At 70.0% G+C, this 19306-nt stretch carries 16 protein-coding genes; 4 read left to right on the top strand and 12 right to left on the bottom strand.

Annotated elements, in window-relative coordinates; translation table 11 throughout:
* Positions 1-17 precede the first annotated feature (17 nt).
* Positions 18-752, top strand: a complete 735-nt coding sequence (locus tag ACFWMR_RS25850; RefSeq protein WP_378380214.1) for a cache domain-containing protein — start codon at positions 18-20, stop codon at positions 750-752.
* Here the strand turns inward: ACFWMR_RS25850 and ACFWMR_RS25845 are convergent.
* On the bottom strand, positions 736-2223 hold the full coding sequence (locus tag ACFWMR_RS25845; protein ID WP_378380213.1) for a PucR family transcriptional regulator: 1488 nt from the start codon (positions 2221-2223) through the stop codon (positions 736-738). The genes ACFWMR_RS25850 and ACFWMR_RS25845 overlap by 17 nt on opposite strands.
* A 109-nt stretch (positions 2224-2332) precedes the next feature.
* On the opposite strand from ACFWMR_RS25845, the gene gabT reads away from it, so the two are divergent.
* Together gabT and ACFWMR_RS25835 are read left to right on the top strand one after the other, a co-directional pair.
* Positions 2333-3664, top strand: coding sequence for a 4-aminobutyrate--2-oxoglutarate transaminase (gabT, locus tag ACFWMR_RS25840; protein ID WP_378274716.1), 1332 nt, complete (start codon positions 2333-2335; stop codon positions 3662-3664).
* The gene (locus ACFWMR_RS25835) at positions 3661-5091 is read left to right on the top strand and encodes an aldehyde dehydrogenase family protein (protein ID WP_378380212.1); all 1431 of its coding nucleotides are present in this window, start codon (positions 3661-3663) and stop codon (positions 5089-5091) included. The genes gabT and ACFWMR_RS25835 overlap by 4 nt, the downstream gene beginning before the upstream one ends.
* A gap of 53 nt (positions 5092-5144) precedes the next feature.
* Here ACFWMR_RS25835 and ACFWMR_RS25830 read toward each other — a convergent pair whose 3' ends face one another.
* The gene (locus tag ACFWMR_RS25830; RefSeq protein WP_378380210.1) at positions 5145-5906 is read right to left on the bottom strand and encodes a helical backbone metal receptor; all 762 of its coding nucleotides are present in this window, start codon (positions 5904-5906) and stop codon (positions 5145-5147) included.
* Positions 5903-7312, bottom strand: a complete 1410-nt coding sequence (locus ACFWMR_RS25825; protein ID WP_378380224.1) for an RNB domain-containing ribonuclease — start codon at positions 7310-7312, stop codon at positions 5903-5905. The genes ACFWMR_RS25830 and ACFWMR_RS25825 overlap by 4 nt, the downstream gene beginning before the upstream one ends.
* Positions 7313-7446: 134 nt before the next feature.
* Between ACFWMR_RS25825 and ACFWMR_RS25820 the strand changes: the two genes are divergently transcribed.
* Positions 7447-8412: an ATP-binding protein gene (locus ACFWMR_RS25820; RefSeq protein ID WP_378380209.1), complete on the top strand. Its 966-nt coding sequence runs from the start codon at positions 7447-7449 to the stop codon at positions 8410-8412.
* Between the two features lie 306 nt (positions 8413-8718).
* Here the strand turns inward: ACFWMR_RS25820 and ACFWMR_RS25815 are convergent, their stop codons facing one another.
* The 9 genes from ACFWMR_RS25815 to ACFWMR_RS25775 all read right to left on the bottom strand — a co-directional run bounded on the left by ACFWMR_RS25815 (position 8719) and on the right by ACFWMR_RS25775 (position 19160).
* The gene (locus ACFWMR_RS25815; RefSeq protein ID WP_093939505.1) at positions 8719-8916 is read right to left on the bottom strand and encodes a hypothetical protein; all 198 of its coding nucleotides are present in this window, start codon (positions 8914-8916) and stop codon (positions 8719-8721) included.
* A gap of 34 nt (positions 8917-8950) precedes the next feature.
* Positions 8951-10273, bottom strand: coding sequence for a hypothetical protein (locus ACFWMR_RS25810; protein ID WP_449224336.1), 1323 nt, complete (start codon positions 10271-10273; stop codon positions 8951-8953).
* Positions 10274-10375: 102 nt separating this feature from the next.
* Positions 10376-11374, bottom strand: a complete 999-nt coding sequence (locus ACFWMR_RS25805) for a C40 family peptidase (protein ID WP_378380207.1) — start codon at positions 11372-11374, stop codon at positions 10376-10378.
* 4 nt (positions 11375-11378) lie between these two features.
* Complete coding sequence (locus ACFWMR_RS25800; protein ID WP_378380206.1) at positions 11379-11975, bottom strand: hypothetical protein; 597 nt, start codon at positions 11973-11975, stop codon at positions 11379-11381.
* Between the two features lie 3 nt (positions 11976-11978).
* Complete coding sequence (locus ACFWMR_RS25795) at positions 11979-14144, bottom strand: magnesium transporter (RefSeq protein ID WP_378380205.1); 2166 nt, start codon at positions 14142-14144, stop codon at positions 11979-11981.
* Positions 14141-17098, bottom strand: coding sequence for an ATP-binding protein (locus ACFWMR_RS25790; RefSeq protein ID WP_378380204.1), 2958 nt, complete (start codon positions 17096-17098; stop codon positions 14141-14143). Before ACFWMR_RS25790 ends, ACFWMR_RS25795 begins: the two co-directional genes overlap by 4 nt.
* 3 nt (positions 17099-17101) lie before the next feature.
* On the bottom strand, positions 17102-17578 hold the full coding sequence (locus ACFWMR_RS25785; protein ID WP_093938983.1) for a hypothetical protein: 477 nt from the start codon (positions 17576-17578) through the stop codon (positions 17102-17104).
* Between the two features lie 9 nt (positions 17579-17587).
* Positions 17588-17854: a hypothetical protein gene (locus ACFWMR_RS25780; RefSeq protein WP_005166545.1), complete on the bottom strand. Its 267-nt coding sequence runs from the start codon at positions 17852-17854 to the stop codon at positions 17588-17590.
* A gap of 442 nt (positions 17855-18296) precedes the next feature.
* Entirely contained in the window at positions 18297-19160 is an 864-nt protein-coding gene (locus ACFWMR_RS25775; RefSeq protein ID WP_378380203.1) for an SCO6745 family protein, read from the bottom strand.
* Between the last annotated feature and the right edge of the window lie 146 nt (positions 19161-19306).

Raw genomic sequence — 19306 nt, 5'->3', positions numbered from 1 at the left:
CATCCGAGGTGAGCATCGTGAACGACACACCGTCCGCCGGTTCCGAGGTCGTCGAACAGGTATCCGCCCTGGTCGAGGACGTCTTCGGCAGACTGAAGCCGGTACTGGCCGGCGCCGAGGGGCTTCTGGCCGCGTCAGGCGATGTCACAGCCGAAGACCTGACCCGGCTACGGCCGCAGGTCTTCGACGTCCTCGGTGGCCTTGTCGTCGGCGCCGGGTTCATCAGCGCGCCGAACGCGCTGGCCGATCAGGAATTCGGCTTCGAGTGGTGGACCGAGACCGGCGACGCCGAGCCGGTGCAACTGGTCATCAGTCTCGATCCGGGCAGCGACAACTTCCTCGACTACACCCGGCAGTCGTGGTTCACCGTCCCGCGCGACACCGGCCGCCGCCACATCAACGGCCCGTACGTCGACTACCTCTGCACCGACGAGTACACCCTGACCTTCACTGTCCCGGTGAGGCGTGAAGGGGCTTTCGCGGGCGTCGTCGGCGCGGACATCTACGTGCGCGAGGTCGAACGGCTGCTGCAACCGAAACTGCGTGCGCTCGGCGGCCGCGCGGCGCTGGTCAACGCCCAGGGCCGGGTCATCGTGTCGAACAACGCTCGGCAGGCCACCGGGTCGCTGGTGCGCGACGTCGACGTGCCGTCGTGGTGGTCCTCCGGCGCGGAACCGGTCACGACGGAGAGCGGCACGCGGTTGCGCCGCTGCGGGGATTCGCCGATCGCCTTGGTCAGGACCGAGCGCTGACCTGGAGCGCGAGCCAGAACTCGGCGCGCACGCCGGGGGAATCGAGATCGCGACCGGTCAATTCGGCGACCTTGCGCATGCGGTTGCGCAAGGTGTGCCGGTGCACGCCGAGCCGCGCGGACGCCAGATCCCAGTGACCGTGGTGTTCGAGCCAGCAGGTCAGCGAGGCCACCAGTTCGCCACGGCCGGTTTCGTCGTGCTGCCGCAACGGCGCCAGCAGGCTGTCCGAAAACGCTTGCGCCGCCTGGGAATCGACCAGCCCGAGAAAGCCGCGCCCGGCATGGTCGTCATACGGGACGAACTCCGCCCCCCTGGCTTTCGCCACCCCTGCCGCCTGCTCGGCTTGGCGGACCCCGAACGCGAATTCGGCGCCGCCGACGACCTCGGAGGAGCCGCCGTGCATTCCGCCGACACGGGCCGCGAGCCGCACCACTCGCTCCGAGACGCGGGGATCCGCGACCGTCATGGCGATCACAGCGGTTCCCGAGTGCGCGAAGAACACCTCGTGCGCCTCGGTTTCCGCTTCGAGTAGCGCGTGAAACGCCTGCCTCGTCGCCGGAGGCCCCGCGAAGGCGTGGACCCGCCAAGGCGCGTCCGGCGCATCGCCCCAAACAGTGGAAAGGGCACTCAGCACGATCTCGTCCTGACCGCCCACCAAGAGGTCGAGCAAACCGGTGCGCAAGTACCGCAACGCGGCCACGTGTTCGCGATTCTGTTCCAGCGCAAGGGAAAGCAACGACACCGCGGTGTTGACGATGTGCTGCCCCGCGGCGTCGAGCGGCCCGTCCGTCCCGACCACGAGCACGCCACGCGCCCGGGTGTCGAGTGTCTGCAGCACCACCTCGTGCTCCCCCACCGTCGTCACGAGCGTGCCCGCGCGCAGGCGCGCGAGGTCTTCTCGCACCTCGTCGACGAAGTCACGAGCGGAGGCGGGTGACGCTTCGGTGACCCGGCCCGCCGAATCGAGCAGGAGCACCCAGCCGCCGACCAGCTTCGCCAGTTTGCGGACGACGCCGCCGGGTCCGCCCTTGCCGACGGCGGTCCTGGTCAGTTCCTGCTGTCCTTTGCCGGTGCGCACGAGCGAGGCGTACTCGTCGGCGGCGGCCGCCCGGGACACCGCGCGCGTGATCGCGATGAACGGTGTCTTCCTCGGCACTTCGAAGACCGGAAGCCCGACCTCTTCGGCGGTGTCCACAAGGGACCGCGGGATGCTCTCGTGGCTGAGACCGACGCCGAAACCGAGCCCGGCCACCCCCGCGTCGACGAGCCGCCGGATGTATCCGGGCGAGGTGGTTTCGTCGAGAGCGAGACCGGTGGTGAGCAGGAGTTCGCCGCCTTCGAGGAAGGCCTGCGGATCGGTCAGTTCGGTGGGGTGGACCCAGCCGATCGGCCGGTCGAGCCCCGCCTCGGCCGCGCGCACCCGCAGGCCGAGCGCGGGTTCGGCGGCGAGGGCGGCGAGCGTCAGTGCCATGTTGTCCAACTCTACGCCCCGATATCGACAGGATGTCGAGCTGACGCCGAGCCGCCCGGCTTTCATCCTGGAGGGCGACCCCGTCCCTCGCGTCCGCAGGAGTTTGGCCGTGACCGTCACCACCGAGACGCAGCGCAGGCTGCGCACCGAGATCCCCGGCCCCGCCTCGCGCGCCCTGCAGGAACGACGCGCGGCCGTCGTCGCCGCGGGCGTGAGCTCGGTGCTGCCCGTCTACGTCACCTCGGCCGAAGGCGGCCTGCTCACCGACGCCGACGGCAACGTCCTGATCGACTTCGGTTCCGGCATCGCGGTGACCAACGTCGGCCACGCCGCCCCCGCCGTCGTGGACCGCGTCCGCGAACAGGTCGCCCGGTTCACGCACACGTGTTTCATGGTCACGCCGTACGAGGGCTACGTCGAGGTGTGCGAAGCGCTCGACAAGCTGACCCCGGGCACCCACGAGAAGCGTTCGGTGCTGTTCAACTCCGGCGCCGAGGCCGTCGAGAACGCGGTGAAGATCGCGCGCGCCGCGACCGGCCGCCAGGCCGTGGTCGTGTTCGACCACGCCTATCACGGCCGCACCAACCTGACGATGGCGCTCACCGCGAAGTCCATCCCCTACAAGCACGGTTTCGGCCCGTTCGCGCCCGAGGTCTACCGGGTGCCGGGGTCGTACCCGTACCGCGACGGCCTGTCCGGTCCCGAAGCGGCGCGGATCGCCATCGACCGCATCGAGAAGCAGATCGGCGGCGACCAGGTCGCGGCCGTCGTACTGGAGCCGGTGCAGGGCGAGGGCGGGTTCATCGAACCCGCGCCCGGCTTCCTGCCCGCGCTTTCGGCCTGGTGCACCGAGAACGGTGTCGTGTTCGTCGCCGACGAGGTGCAGACCGGGTTCTGCCGCACCGGCGAGTGGTTCGCGTCCACGCACGAAGAGGTGGTGCCGGATCTGATCGCCACCGCGAAGGGCATCGCGGGCGGCCTGCCGCTCGCCGCGGTCACCGGCCGCGCGGAACTGCTCGACGCCGTTCCCCCGGGCGGGCTCGGCGGGACCTACGGCGGTAACCCGATCGCGTGCGCCGCGGCGCTCGGCTCGATCGAGACCATGCGCCAGGAGAACCTCGCGGCGTCGGCGAAGCGCATCGAGAACGCGGTGCTGCCGCGGCTGCGCGCGCTGGCCGAGGAGACCGGCGTGATCGGCGACGTCCGCGGCCGCGGCGCGATGCTGGCCGCCGAGTTCGTGAAGCCGGGCACCACCGAACCCGACGCCGACCTGACCAAACGGGTCGCGCAGGCCTGCCACCAGGCCGGCGTCGTCGTCCTCACCTGCGGCACCTACGGCAACGTCGTCCGCCTGCTGCCGCCGCTTTCCCTGTCCGCCGAACTGCTCGACGAGGGCCTGTCGGTCCTGGAGCACGCTGTCCGTACGGAGGCCGTCAAGTGAGCACCTTTCCTTTTTGGGTAGCCGGAAAACCGGTCACCAGCGGCGAGACCGTCGTCGTCCGTCACTCCTTCGACGGAAGTGAGGCGGGTTCGCATCACGTTCCGTCCACTTCGGACATCGAGACCGCGGTCCAGGCCGCGCACGACGTTCAGGACGAGTACGCGACCCTGCCCGCGCACGTCCGGGCGGGCGCGTTGGACCACGTGTCCCGAGTTCTGGGTGAGCGGTCCGAAGAGATCGCGCAGCTGATCACCGCCGAGTCCGGCAAGCCGCTGAAGTGGTCGCGCGGCGAGATCGGGCGGGCGGCGTCGACGTTCCGCTGGGCCGCCGAGGAGGCCCGCCGGTTCTCCGGCGACTTGCAGCGGCTCGACACCGACCCGGGCGGCACCGGACGGCTCGCGCTGGTGCGCCGGGTGCCGAAGGGCCCGGTGCTGGGCATCACGCCGTTCAACTTCCCGCTGAACCTGGTGGCGCACAAGGTGGCGCCGGCGATCGCGGTCGGCGCGCCGATCGTGCTCAAGCCCGCGCCCGCGACTCCGCTGACAGCGCTGCTGCTCGGCGAGATCCTCGCCGAGACCGACCTTCCCGCCGGAAGCTGGTCGATCCTCCCGGTGAGCAACGAGGAATCGGCCAAGCTGGTCGCGGATCCGCGACTGCCGGTGGTGTCGTTCACCGGCTCCGTGCCGGTGGGCTGGGGTATCCGCGACAGCGTGCCGCGCAAGCACGTCGCGCTGGAACTCGGCGGCAACGCCGCGGTGCTCGTCTGTCCTGATTGGACGGATCTGGACTTCGCGGCGCAGCGGATCGCGACCTTCGCGATGTACCAAGCCGGGCAGTCGTGCATCTCGGTGCAGCGCGTGTACGCGCACGCCCACGTCTACGAGGAACTGCGGGCGAAGGTGCTGGAGCAGGTGCGCGCGCTCGGGACCGGCAACCCGCGCACGGACGGCGTCGACGTCGGCCCGCTGATCAACACGGCCGCCGCCACCCGGGTGGAGTCGTGGATCACCGCCGCGGTCGACGCCGGTGGCGAACTGCTGACCGGCGGCAAGCGCGATGGCGCGACCGTCGAGCCGACCGTGCTCGCGAACGTGCCGGAGGACGCGTCGGTGATGGCCGACGAGGTCTTCGGGCCGGTCGTGTCGATCACACGGGTGGAGTCGGTGGAGGACGGAGTGCGCCGGATCAACGACTCGCGCTTCGGCCTCCAGGCGGGCGTGTTCACACGCGATCTGCCGACGGCGTTCGACGTGTCCGCGAAGCTGCGCGTCGGCGGCGTGCTCGTCGGCGACGTGCCGAGCTTCCGGGCCGACCAGATGCCCTACGGCGGCGTGAAGGACTCCGGCGTCGGCCGCGAGGGCCCGGCTTCGGCGATGGCGGACTTCACCGAGGAGCGCGTCACCGTCCTGACCGGCCTGACTCTCTGAGCACCCGCATTTCGTCCTCTGGATGCGGTAGTTCGTAGGTCGAACTACCGCATTCAGAGGACTAAATGCGTGAGGTGGGAGTGGGCCTCGACGAGCGAAGGGCCGTACCAGGTCAGGTGACGCCCTGAGACCAGAACGTACTTCGCACCGGGGAACGCTTCGGGGCCGTCGTCCGCGGTGAACTCGTAAGGCTCGTCGGGCAGTACGAGCAGGTTCGCGTCTTCGTCCGCGAAGCGCGCATGGAGTTCTTCGAGCTTCGGACGCGGGTAGCGCTCTTCGTCGTCCGCGTAGGCGTTGCCGATCCCGACGCGATGCAGGACGTCGCCGCCGAAGGTGTCCCGGCCGAGCACGATCCACGGCTTCCGCCACACCGGCACGACCGCGCGAAAGCGCTCCGGCAGGGTTTCCCGCCACACCTCTTCGGCCTCGACCAGCCAATCCGGCTCCGCGAGGTCGTAAGCCTGCGTGAGGATCCGTCGGATCGAGGCGAGCGCGCCGGGCACGGTCGCCGACGCCTCCATCACCCAGACCGGAATCCCGTTGGCGCGCAGGCGTTCCACGTCCTCCGGCCGGTTCTCCTCGGAGTTGGCCAGCACCAGATCCGGGGCGAGTTCGAGCACCTTGTCCACGTTCGGGTACTTCGAGCCGCCCACCCTCGGGACGTCCAGATCGACCGGGTGGGTGCAGTAGTCCGTGGCGCCCGCGAGCCGCCCCGGCGCGCTGACCTCGACGGCCTCGGTCAGCGACGGCACGAGCGAGACCACCCGCGCCGCCGGAGCGCGCAGCGGGACCACTTCCCCGAGGTCGTCGATCATGCCCGCTCGAACGCCAGTTTCCGCTTGTCGACGTCCACCGCGGTGAGCCGGACGCGGATCCGCTCGCCTTCGGGCAGTTTCTCGCCGGTGCATTTGGACATCACCGGCGGATCTTCGACCAGGATCTCGGCCTTGGTCTCCTCCGCGCGCAGCACGATCGCGCTGAACTCGCCGCCGATGTGCTCGGCCATCACCCAGACCTCGACCTGGTCGATGGAGGCGCGTTCGACCTTGGCCGCCAGCGTGTCGGACGCGGTCATCTGCTCCGGCACCTCCGCGAGCGCCGCGCGAACCCACGCGGGCACTTCGCGGCCGGCGCTCACCGCGAGGCAGATCTCGGTGGCGAACCGGTCGACCAGCCGCCGGATCGGCGCGGTGACGTGGGCGTACGCGCCGCCGATCCCGGCATGGGTGGTCAGGGCGGGCAGCTCGCCGTCGAACGCGGTGTACCCGGCGCCGCGCAAAAGCCTTGTGGTGTCGGCGAAAAGCGCCATGGACGCGGGTTGCCCCGGGTCGAGCGCGGCGAGGAACTCCGACACGCTCTTGCCTTCGGGCCAGTCGATGTTCAGCGCCTGCGCGGACCGGCCAAGCCATTCGACCGCCTCGGCGTCGGGCGGGGGAAGCGTGCGCAGGACCCCGATCTTGGCGTCGATCATGATCTTGGCCGCGGCCATGCCGGTGAGCAGCGAGATCTCGGCGTTCCACGCGTCGACGTCGTTGCGCGGCCGCTGGATCAGCGCCCAGCCGCCGTCGGGGTCGCCGCTGATCTCCTGTTCCGGCAACTGGAGTTCGACCGCGCCGCGCCGGATCGCGAGTTCGCGGCGCAGGCGGCCCAGCTCCGGCAGCGCGGCGACCGACGGATGCGGGTCACCCGCGTCGATCGAGGCCTGGACGGTCTCGTAGTCGAACTGCTCGGTGGACCGGACCAGTGCGCGGCGGACGTTGGTCGCCGTCGGTTCGCCGCCCGCGTCGACGTCGATGGTCCACAGCACGGCGGGCCGGGTCTCCCCCGGCAGCAGGCTCGCCGCGCCCTCGGACAGCACCGGCGGGTGCAGCGGGACGTTCCCGTCGGGCAGGTAGAGCGTCTGCCCGCGACGCCGCGCCTCCTTGTCGAGGGCGCCACCCGGCGGGATGAACGCGGCCAGATCGGCGATGGCGTAGTGGACCCGGAACCCGCCGCCCTCGACGCGCTCGATCAGCACAGCCTGGTCGAGATCCTTGGCGCCGGGCGGATCGATGGTGACGAAGGGCAGACCGGTGGCGTCCTCACGGCCCCCCGCCGATTCGAGCGGGTCAACGACCGCCGCCTCCGCCTCGGCGAGCACGTCGGGCCCGAACGACTCCGGCAGCGAAAACTCGGCTCGCAGGCGACCGAAGTCCCCTCCGGCCGTGTGTGTCCTGATCACGAGTGGAGGCACCACTCAACCCTATCCCGATTCGGCCAGGTTGATCGCCCGTTCGGGCGCGGGCCGGTCGGGTGTACGTTACCGACCGAAATGAAAACCGATACCCTTTTCAAAACGACAGGAAGGGCCGTGGCGTGAAGATCGCGTTCGTCGGGAAGGGCGGCAGCGGCAAGACCACGCTGGCGTCGCTGTTCACCGCGTACTTGGCCGGTGGCGGGAAACCGGTGCTGGCGATCGACGCGGACATCAACCAGCATCTCGCCGTCGCGCTCGGCGCCAGCGAGGAAGAGGCCATCGCTTGGCCGACGCTGGGCGACAACATGGGCCTGATCAAGGAGTACCTGCGCGGCGACAACCCGCGGATCGCCGACGTGGCCTCGATGATCAAGACGACCCCGCCGGGACGCGGGTCGCGGCTGGTCCGGCCGTTCGAAGACAACCCGATCTTCCAGGCGTGCTTCCGCGACTTCGGCGGCGTGCGGCTCGGCGTCACCGGTCAGTTCGACGAGGACGACCTCGGCGTCGCCTGCTACCACTCGAAGGTCGGCGCGGCGGAGCTGCTGCTGAACCACATGATCGACGACGCGGGCGAGTACGTCGTCATGGATATGACCGCCGGCGCCGACGCGTTCGCGTCCGGCCTCTTCACGCGGTTCGACGTGACGTTCCTGGTGTGCGAGCCGACCGTGCGCAGCGTCGGCGTGTACCGGCAGTACGCCGACTACGCACGGGACTTCGGGGTGCGGCTGGTCGTCGTGGGCAACAAGGTGACCGAGGACGAGGACATCGACTTCCTGCGCGAGGAGGTCGGCGAAGCACTGCTGGGCTGGATGGAGAACTCTCGGCACGTCCGCGCCGCCGAACGCGGCCGCGCGCGCCCGATCGGCGAACTCGAAGCGCACAACCTCGCGACGCTCGGCTCGATGCTCGCGACCGTCGACGGCGAGCGGCGTGACTGGGCGCGGTATCAGCGCCAGGGTGTGGAGTTCCACCTCCGCAACGCGCGGGCTTGGGGCAGCGGGCGGGCCGGGGAGGATCTCACGGCTCAGGTCGACCCGGAGTTCGTGCTCGGTCCGGCGCTGGCCCGGCAGGACGCCTGACCTCCGGCGTGAAGTGCTCTCGAAGTACGTGAAGGCCCCCTTCATTGCGCTAGGCGCAGTGAAGGGGGCCTTCACGTACTTGGGCAGGGCTGAAGGGAGCTTTGCTCGCGTGACGTGCGTCGAGGCGTCGGCTGCGTAGCGAAGGCCTCCTTCCCTACCTTGAAAGTAGGGAAGGAGGCCTTCACGGACAGCCGTTGTGACCGGCGGTGGTGTCAGTGCCGCCCCGGGCGTGTGAGGGGAACTTCGAGGGACCCTGGGTCCCTCAAGGAGGCCTTCACGGACTTGCGGCCGGCGGCCTGGCGAAGGTCAGTCGTTGTTCCACTTGGCGTCTTCGGCGTCGGCCTGCCGCGTGCGTTCCTTGGCGATGTCCAGGGCGCGCCGGGCCGTCGCCTCGTCCGGGTACGGGCCGAGGAGATCGACGCTCCGGCCGCGTTCCAGGTGCTCGACCTGGTTCGTCTTGGTGTTGTAGTACCAGCCCTGATCCGGGTTCGGGTCGCTCGACATACGTCAAGCGTGACATCACCCGGACGTTCTGTCATCACTTGCGATAGCGGTAGGGGATCTCCGTGGGATCACCGGTCGGCCCGAACTCGCCGTCTTCGGCCTGGTCCACCTTCGAGCTTTCCGGCACGCTTTCGGCGAGTTCGTCGAACCAGCCCCGGCCCATCGGGACACCGCGCGGCGGGGTGGGCAGGTCCGGCGCGACGGGGATGCCCCGCGACGGCGAGACCGGTTGCGGCAACGGCCCCGAAGGCGGCCCGGTCACCGGCGGGGTGACCGGAGGCATCGCGGACGACGGCGGGGTCGTGGCGGGCGGCGGGACAGACGGGTTCACCGGTGGCTCGGGCTCGGCTTGAGACGGCGCGACGGACTGCGCCTCGGGCGTCGCCGGAGGCGCGCTCACCGGCGGAGGCGGCGTGTGGTTCGCCGTGGGCGGCCTCGACTGACTGGGCTGCGGCAGCGGAGCCTGCGTCGTGGCAGGCGGCGGAGCCTGAGATACAGCGGGCGGAGAAGCCGGCGGCGCCGTGTGATTGCCCGGCAACGGCGACGCGGACGGCCCGGCGGGAGGCTGTCCGGCGGGCGGCTGCGCAGTGGGTCCGGCCGACGGCGGCGCGGACGGTCCGGCAGGCGGCTGCGCGACGGGAGACTGCGCGGACGATCCGGCGGGAGGCTGCGCGGCGGTTGGCTGCCCGGAAGGTCCGGCGGGCGACTGCCCGACAGGAGACTGCCCAGCAGGAGACGCCGAGGGGGCGACCGTGCGCCACACCGGCGCGGGGCCGATGTTCATCGGCGCCGGGGCCCGCGGCGGCTGCTGCTGCGGCTGCGGTTGCTGCCCGGGCGCGGGCGGCGCGGCCTGCGAAGGCGGTGGAGGCGCTTGGCGCTGCGCGGGTTTCGGGATCGGGTCGAGGCAGGAGACGAGCACCGTGGTGTTCGCCGGGTCGTCGACCTTCCGGCCGCTGCGCTCGCGATAGATCATCTCGCCTTCGGTGTCCATCTCGACCAGGTAGCCGGCCTCCGCCAGCTGCTCCTCGTCGAGATCGACGAGCTTTTCGTAGCGCGACGGGACGACGCGGTAGACGGGCCAGGCGAGCCGGGCGTTCTCGTGGTGGAACTGGGCCAGCAGGGCGGCCATCTGCTGCTGCCAGGGCAGCGACATCCCCTCGGCCAGTGAACGCGGCAACACGACGTAACCGGGGTCGACTCCCGGCCAGCCCTGGTTCAGCTGGTCCGCCAGCGGCGTGCTCGACGCCGGCCTGGCCGCTTGCCGCGCGGGTTGTGCGGTACCGAAAAGATCGCGGGGATCGACCTCCGGGCCGCCTCCCGCCGCGGGCTTGCCTCGCCTTCCGAATTTCCGTGCCACGCTCTTCATCCTCTGCCAGTGTGCGGCCGCTTGCCGGTGGACAGGCCGCCACTTCGGGTGAATCCGATGGTCTCGCGATCGCGATACCACGCTGTCACCATGCTAAACGCCAGGACGGACCGCCTGCGCGACCACTTCGGCCTCGTCGAAGGAGAAGTCGCGGATGTGGACCGGCACCCCGGTCTGCTGCGCCTCGACGATCTTGCCCTCGCCCAGGTACATCATCACGTGGTGGATGGTCGCCGGATTCGACGGCACGGTGGCCAGGAACAGCAGGTCACCGGGCTGAGCCTGGCGGACCGGCAGCATCGCGCCGCCCTTGTACTGGTCCCGCGAAACCCGCGGCAGGATGATCCCGGCGGACTCGTACGCCCGCAGCATCAGCCCCGAGCAGTCGTAACTGTTCGGTCCGGTGGCACCCCAGATGTACGGCTTGCCCTGCTCACCGAGGGCGAACTTGATGGCCTGCGCGGCGGCCTGGCTCGGCGGCACGACACTCCCGACGCTCGACCCGCAGCCGACGACGTCGACGATCTGGCCCTCGTTCTGCACGAGCAGCGCCGCCATCGGCTCCCAGTTGTGATACCGGTCGGGGAAGCCGGACCGCTCGACCCGCTGCGCCGCGTCACCGGGGCGCATGTTCTCCCAGTCCGGCACCGCGAGCAGCACGTCGTAGAACTTGTTGACCTGGTACGGCGGGTCGGTGACCTCCGCGACGGACCCCCAGCCCATCGACGGCCGCATCTGGAAGATGCCGAGCGAGTCGCGGTCGCCGTAGGTCAGGTTCCGCAGCTTGGACTCGGTCATCCCGGCCTGGATCGCCACCTGCCACGCGCGCGGGGACAGCGTCCGCTGTTTGCCGATCGAGATGATCAGCGCGACGATGCCCTTCTGCTCTTCGTCGAGTTTGTTGATATCCGAAGAACCGCGGTCGGCCTGGCCGGGCAGGGTCGGCCCGATCGACGCGTCGCAGGAGGTCTTGACGACGCTGCCCGCCTGTGCCTCCATGTGGTCGGTCACCACCTTGGAGACCGTGCTCGTGGTGACCACCGCGGCGAAGACCGCGGCGATCAGCACGCCGACGATGATCCCGATCTTCATCGGGTCAGCCCGCTTGCGTGAACTTGGTGACTCGCCACCCGAAGTTCAGTTTGATGACGGTGACCCGGACCTTGGGCCCGTCCGTCGGGACATCGACGTCCATCGATCCGGTGAAGGAGGACGAGACCTGCGGCTCCCCGGTCACCTTGGTCGCGGTGATGTTCGCGGGATCCACCGTCGTCAGTTCCCTGGCGAGGTACTCCTCGGTGGTGTACGGCCGCAGTCCGTTCAGCCACTGCTCGGTCGTCGTGCCGTCCGGATGGTTCGCCCATGCCGTCACCCACTCCTTGGCGACCCTGACACCGTCCTGGTCAGGTGGCGCGGAAGACGGCGGTGGCTGGGTGGTCAGCCTCGGCGGCAGCGTCGACGTCACGGTGACCGGCGCGGCGACGCCGGGACGCGAGGTGGCTGTCGCCGAAGCACCCGGCCCGTTCGCCGTCTGCCCCGGTTTTCCGATGGCCTTGGGCAGCAGGATGCCCAGCGCGGTGAGCACCACCGCGAGGACGACCAGCGTGCCGACGAGATGGCGGGGTGAGCGCAGCGGCCAGCCCCAGAGTCTGCGGTAGACCGCGGTACGCCCGCGGTTGGTCCGGATCGGCATGGGTCACCGACCCACTGCGTGGTCTGTGTCGCGGACTTCCTCGCGGACCTCCAGCCCGCGCGAAGGCCGGTACAGCACGAAGACCGGCTTGCCCGCGACGACTTCGGGGTCGACGCGGCGAGGACGCGGCGTCGACGGCCCCGCCTGCACCGGCACGGCACCCGAGTAGTCGGGAGTGGTGTAGCCGCCACCCGTGGAGTTCATCCGCGAAGGCACCACGACCGGCTCCGGTTCGTCGCTCCAGCGCCGGTCGGCGACCGGCGAGGTGTCGACCCGGCGGCTCGGTACCTGGATCGGGCTCCGCCCGCCCGAGGTGAACATGGAGTCGCCCGGATTGCCGGCGGCCGGGTTGTACTGGCCGAACACCGGGACGCCTCCGCCGCCACCGGCGGGAAGCGCCGGAAGACCGCCGCCACCGCCGACCGCGCCGGGCCATGGCGCTCCGGACCAGGCCGCCGCGGGCCTGATCGCGCCAGACCCGTTGTCGAGCCGCTGGGAGCTGGCGAAGATAGTCGCCTCGGGCCGGAACCGCCCGCCGCCGATCGTCGCGCCCACGGGACCGCGAAGGTCTCCGTCGACGACGTCGTCGGTGTCGCGGACGTTCTGCCAGAACGCGTCCTGCGGGGTCGGCTCGTTGTTCTTCCTGCGGAAACGGGAGAAGAGCCCGCCGCGTGGCGAAGGCATCGCGCCGCCGACCATGCCGACGGACATCTCGACCATCTGCCACAGCCGCCGCACGGGACGGCCGACCATGAACAACAGCACGGTGATGATGGCCGCCAGCGCCATCTTCGTCAGCAGGGACAAGGAGTTGCCCGCCGTGAAGATCGCTTCCAGCAGGAGCGTGTGCACCCCCGCCAGCACCGAGAGCACTATCAGGTTGAAGGCGACCGCGCCGAGCACCTTGAGGATGCGCTGCATGATCTGCGGCTGAAGCAACGCGATCAACCCGATCAGCGGGGCGGTCAGGACGAAGATCCTGATCAGCACCTGCGCGAGCAAGACCGTGGCCTTGGCAAGCAACTGGAACAGCGAGTAGAAGATTCCCTGGCCGAGGGAGAGGAACCCGGCACCGACGCGACTGCCGTCCTCACCGGTGAAGTACCCGGTCGCCGGGCCGAGTTTGGTGGAGATGTCCTTGAACGCCGCCTTCTTGGAGTCCACCAGCGCGGTGTCGGCGTCGCCGCCCTGCTGGATCTGGCCCCAGGTGAAGGCCCGTGCGTCCAGGAGGGCCGGACCGTACTGGAGTGCCTGCGGCGAGTCCGGGCTGCCGAACTCTCCGCGCAGCCAGTTGTCGTAGACGACCCGGCAGTGCAGTTCGGTCGGGACGCGGTCCCACGGCTGACGTGCGGCGACGGCCTCCGGGGTCGCCTGGCACGGCTGCGCCGAGGGCGGCGGCGGTGTCGTCGGCGGAGGTGTCCTGGCCTCGTCGATGAACCCGGCCTGGATGTTGGTCGTGGTCTGCACGATCGCGTTGTCGATCGGATCGAGGAACCGCAGCAGCGCCAGGGAGGACGCGGCCAGCCAGACCGCGGCCAGCCCGTACAACGCCCGTTTGCTGACCGCGGCGAGATCGCCGCGCCAGATGTTGCGGAACAACATGATCGACATGATCAGCGCGGCCAGCCCGAACAGCTGGGCGTAGATGTTGTTGTAGACCTTCTCGGCCCCGGCCTTGACGGCGTTGTACAGCGGGCTGAGCAGGCTGCCCTGCAAGACGGTGTAGTGCAGCGAGTTCGTGGCACCGACGAGGTTCTTGCCGATGTTGAACAGCTGGTTGCCCGCCCAGGTGTCGATCGTCGAGTTGGGCGAGGTGATCCCGGCCAGCGGGCCACAATCGGTTTCGAACGTGTCCCAGACATGCCCGGCGTACCCGTACACGTTGTACGGGCTGCCGCCTTCGCCTTTGGCCGTGGCGGGCGGGTCGAGCGCGCCGACCATGCCCGCGCCGGGCCGTTCCGGGTTCGGCGCCTCACCACAGGCGGCGGCGGACGCCGCCGGAGCGGTCGCCACGGCCTGCAGACCCAGGATCAGCATGACGACGAACATCGTCGCGCGGCGGCTGGGTCTGGTCTTGCCCGGTCGCGGCCCCTCTTTCAGGCGGCGGCGCAGCGCGTGCCAGCCGGCGGCGAACGCGAGCACGAACGCCAGTGTCATCACCGTGTTCATGCGGCATCCCTGCCGGTGCCACCCTTGCCGGCGCGCGCGTGTTGCTCGCCTTGACTCCCGTTCCCGTTATGTCCGTTTTGGACAGCGCCTTGTACTTCTCCGGTTTCGGCCGCCAACGGGTCCGGGGCGCCGAGCATCTGTTCGTCGGTGAGGCCGACCTCGAGTTCGGCCGCGAGCTCGAGATCCTCTTCGAGCTCGAAGTCGTCCTCCGGCGGCACCGGGACGTACTGTTTCTCCTCCGGGACGGCCAGGTCGTTGCCCGGCTTCGACGGTTTGGCGTCGGGCGAACCCGGCGTGGTGTCCATGACCCGGCGCAGGTGCTCCAGGTGCGGGCCGGAGAAGTCGACGCGGATCCGCTCCACGCCACCGGCACCGTCGCCGAAGATGAACTGCCGCGGTTCGACGTCGCGCTGGAGGTCGCGTTGCGAGCCGGGCCGCCTGCCCAGCGCGGCGACGACCTGTTCGTAGCCGACGCCGACCGGGACCTTCAGCAGGCGCAGCGCGTCGGCCTGGGCGTCGTCGTCGTCGAGCCGTCCGACGAACACCGAGTCCAGCAGCGCCACGAAACCCTGGATCTTCAGGAAGTCCGCGGGGATCTGCGAGGACAGCAGCACCCGGACGTTCCACTTTCGCGAGTCACGCGCGAAGCGGTTCATCAGCACGCGACCGGTCGGGACCTCGGAGAGGAAGAACGCCTCGTCGATCCAGACGCCCTTGCGCAGTTCCTTCGGCTTCTCGTACACCGATCGCTGCGTCAGCCACGCGGCGAGGTTCAGCATCTCCACGCCGAGGGATTCCGCGTCCGTCCAGTACTCGCGCGGCACGCCGTCCTTGGGCAGGGTCAGCCCCGCCATGGTCAGCACGGTCATCCGGTCGTCGCGGGTCTCGGCGTACGGGTCCGCGTCGGTCTCCGGGATGAGCAGCGCCATCCGCTCGCGCATCTCGTCGAGGAAGTCCGCGACGACGACGGCGTGCTCGTGGTGCTCGCTGGAGTCCCGCCGCAGCGCGTCGATGACCTGGCCGGGGTCGGCGTCGAACCGGCCGCCGACCGCGCGGACCGCGCGCAGCAGCACGATCCGGGTCTGCGCCATCCGCGAGACCTCGTACGGCAGGACGCCGGTGAGGACGTCGAGCACGAGACGTCGCCGGGTCGCGCCCGCGAGAGCCTTCTCCCGCCGCCACGAGCGCTCGGGGTCGTCCTCGTCCATGAAGTGCTCGATCTGCGGCTCGGCGACCACCCGGTACGGGTTGAGGATGCCGGGCTGCGCGTTGAGCAGGTTGATGGGCCGCGCGTACGGCCGCAGTTCGGGCAGGTCGCACAGCCGCGACAGCGGGCCCGACGGGTCGAGGATCGTCCAGTGCGCGCCCGCGCGGAGCGTCTTGTAGACGATGCCGCCGCCGAGGAACGACTTGCCGCCACCGAGCCCGGCGACCATCGCGGTCAGGCCCGAGCCGTCGCGGATCTCCTGCGCCATCCACGGGTCCCACGCCACCGGGCGCCGGGTCGCGGTGACGGTCTCGCCGAGCAGGATGCCGCGGCGGTCGCCCACCTCGGCCGTCGCCGTCGGCACCGCCGAGGACGCCCACACGACCGAACCGCGGCGCATGTACGCCGCCGAGGCCAAGGGCTCGCCGGGGATGAACTCCCGGGCCAGCGCGTACTGGGCTTCGGGATGCTCGACGGCGATCTTCGGCTTGTAGAGGTCGAGGAGCTGCTGGGCCAGGCGCAGCGCGTCACGCTCCGTCGGCCCCGACACCGCCAGCCGCCACCACGAGCGGACCCGGGTGGCCAGCGCGGTGAAGCCCGACGTCATCTCGTCGTCGATCTCCAGCACCCGGCCCGCCTGGCGGGCCAGCGACTGCGGCGGCTCCAGCTCGTGCTCGTCGGTGTAGTGCTTGACCTGCGAACGCACCTTGTTCATCTGGCGTTGCAGCTCGCCGGCGACCTCTTCGGGGCGCCGGACGTAGATCCGCGCGGACACCTCGACAGCGGCGGGCAGGCGGTCCGCGTGCTGGATCCACGGGTCGTCGACCTCGGGGATCTGGAGGCCGTGCATCTGACCGACGGTGAGCACGGCCAGATGCCGCGAGACCCCGGCGTTCGACCCGGTGCGACCGCGGACGGTGACCGTCGGCGCGTACGGCTCGGCGTGGAAGTCCGCCGCGTCGGTGAAGCTGGCGAGGTCCTCGGGCTCCCAAGCCGCGCCGGGGACCGCGGGCATGTTGCGCGGCGCGGGCAGGCCCAGCGAGCACGACCGGTGCATCAGCCAGGACATCTCCTCGGCGTGCACCGGGCGCCCTTCGAGCCCGGCCGAGCCGATCACCTGGTCGAGGTGCTCGACCTCGGAGTCGAGCGCGGCCAGTTCGGCGTCGACGGCCTCCGGGAGGATCTTGCGCAGCACCGGGGCGGCGCTCTCGACCGCGCGGTCGATCATCCGCCTGGTCTGCACCTGGACCCCCAGGTAGACCTCTTTTTCGGCCATCGAACGGCCCATCAGCTGCTGCTGCTCGCCGATGAGGTAGTCGTCGAAGGACAGCGCGCCCTGGACGTCCTGGGGACGGCCGACGGCGTTGTGCACGTGGGCCTCGGCCCACATGCGGATCGGGTACGGCCGGTTGGTCACGCGCAGGTGCAGCCAGCGGCCCTGGAGCTCCGCGTACTGCCCGGCGATGGCCGCGATCAGGTCGCGGCGCTGCGAGTCCGACCGGAACGACCAGCGCTGCGGCGCGAGCCGGTACCAGGCGTAGACCTCGTAACCGGTGCGCAACAGGTGCCCGTCGATGCTTCGCGCCGCGATGGACGGGGTATAGGTGGGTATGGCCGCCTCACCGGGCAGCCGCCTCCCCTTGCCGGCCTTCTTGGGCTGCGCGGAGCGGACCTGCTGGGGCGGGTTCCAGGCCCCTTGCTGCAGGTCTCGATCACGTTTTCCTCGGCTTCCGCCGCGACCGAACAACGACTACCTCCCGGCCCGAGCCGCAGGGCGGCTCCGACGCGCTCGTGGTGTTCCCTGAGCTCCGGCGCCGCCGCCGTAGCCGTGGTGCTGGTACTGCCGTCTCCTGCGGTGCTTCGGTAGCGGGCGGCTCGCCCGTACCCGGACGCGGGACGCGCTCGCCGCGCCTCCCGTGCCCGTGGTCCGTTCTCTTGGTGTGTTGAGCTCTTTCGCCGCCATCGCGGCCACGGCGCCCAGCGGACGCTCGTGGCTGATCTTGGCCGTGATCAATCTGGTGATCACAATTGTGGCGACGAAGGCCCAGGCGGTCGAGAAGAACCCGAAGCTCCAGCCCGCCCACCGTTCGACGGTGAGCACGATCAGGAAGACCGGGATACCGACGAGCCACGCGACGTAGCGGGCTCTCCAGGGAAAAGTCGCTTTCGGCGGACCGAGCCACACGGCATCGACCCGGTAAACCTCGTCATCGGTCCGGATACGCAAGGGGAGCCCTCAGCCTGTGAAGAGGCCGGCGATCCACTGGCCCACGTTGACTCCGGCGCCGCTCACCGCGAGGCCGATGATCGCCAGCGCGATCACCACACCGGCGAGTCGGCGCATGACACCGGCGTTGTCCCCTTTGCCGCCACCGAGCCACAACAGCAGAAGTGCGACGGCCAGCAGCACCAGGGGGATGATGTTGTCGATCAGCCAGGTGCGGACGTTGCCGGTGCCGAGCTCGCCGGCGGCCAGCGTGTCGAGGGTGGTCAAGGTCATCATCGCATTACTCCCGGTGCGCGGAGAGGGGGTTCGCGCGGTTCTGGCTCGGTGGTGCTTCGAACATCATGGCGTCACGAGGCGTAGTGGTCAAAGCGCGCTCTGTAGATATCGATTTGTCTACCGGTGACAGAGCGAGGCACAGCACCACGACCATCCTCGGTCTCCATCATCGTTGCAAGGGTCGTCTGGATTAACCCCGGACACCCGTATTTCGCAGTGCGCGGTCGAAAACACCCAACTGCGACGCTTCTTGCTCACTGTGAGTACGGGTCGACCGCGGAAAATCCGGCCGCGACCAGTGTGACATGACTCGTTCGGTGGCTTCTCGCGAGTCCGCTGGGTGAGCACGCATTCAACAAAAATCATGGGTGCCGATGGGCCAAGGTCACACTTCCGTCACCCAAAGCGAAATCGACGACGCCATTTTCGCTACATAGCGTGATTATCGGCCCGTAGCGAACACATTCGCGGGAAAAGCGCCCGCTTCGACGGCCTGGCGGCTCAAAGGCCCGCACAGCTCGTGAAGCCGCTTGGTCTTCTCCTCGCCCAGGTGCTCCCAAGGACCTGTCGACGCCGCGTTCGTGGCGTCCTCGATCCGCTCGCGGAGATCGTTCCCTGCCTCGGTCAGGCCGCCTTCGGCGTCGAGAACGCCCTTGTCACGGAGCTTGGCGGCCGCGCCGTCCCACTGCTCGTCGCTCCAGCCGCGGGACGCCTTGGCCGCGGCGGCGAGGAAACCCTTGCCGGTGGCGGTGTGCGAGACGAGCGCGGAGAGCCCGTCGAGGCCGTTGAGGAGCAGCGCGGCGATGTGGCCGTCACCCCGGTGTTCACGCAACAGGGTGATGGCGTGCCAGAGCACGAGGTGCGGTTCAGCCGGCCAGGCGAGGTCGGCGTGCCCGGCGTAGAGCGGGCGGCCGTCGACCTGGCAGCCCCCGGTCGCCTCGCGGGCGAGCTCGGCCGCCTCGGCGACCTGCTCGGAGCCGAGCGTGTCCTTGCCGAGCAGCCTGGTCAGCGTCGCGTCGGCGGCTTCGAAACGGGCTTCGACGATCTTTTCGGGCGCGGCCAGCGTCCACGCGCGAGGGATGTACTTGGCGACCAGGTCCGGGTTGAAGTTGTAGAAGGTCGCCGCGACCACGCCGGGACTCACCGCGCCCATGGGTGCCGCGCGGCCCGCGAAGTAGGTCATGCGCCCCGGACGGAGGCCCGCGCCGGTGAGCGCGGCTTCCGTCTCGGGTGCGAAGTAGGTAAGGGAATGCAGTACATCGAACGTCCCGCGGAACCGTCCCGTGACCCGACTCGCTTCGCCCATGGGGGCACCCTACCCGCAAGTAGCGAAGGTGCGCAGCGTCCGGAAGGGCCGCGGTCCCGGCGCGGCGGGAGCAAGGGACCTTTGGTGTCGCTTTCCGGGACCAGGCGCAGGTGGGCATGGGTCGGGGTGGTCGTGAGCGGCGATTC

The sequence above is a fragment of the Amycolatopsis thailandensis genome (assembly GCF_042723255.1).
In the GTDB taxonomy this organism is placed as follows: Bacteria; Actinomycetota; Actinomycetes; order Mycobacteriales; family Pseudonocardiaceae; genus Amycolatopsis; species Amycolatopsis thailandensis.
This window is presented reverse-complemented; position numbering and strand designations above follow the sequence as displayed.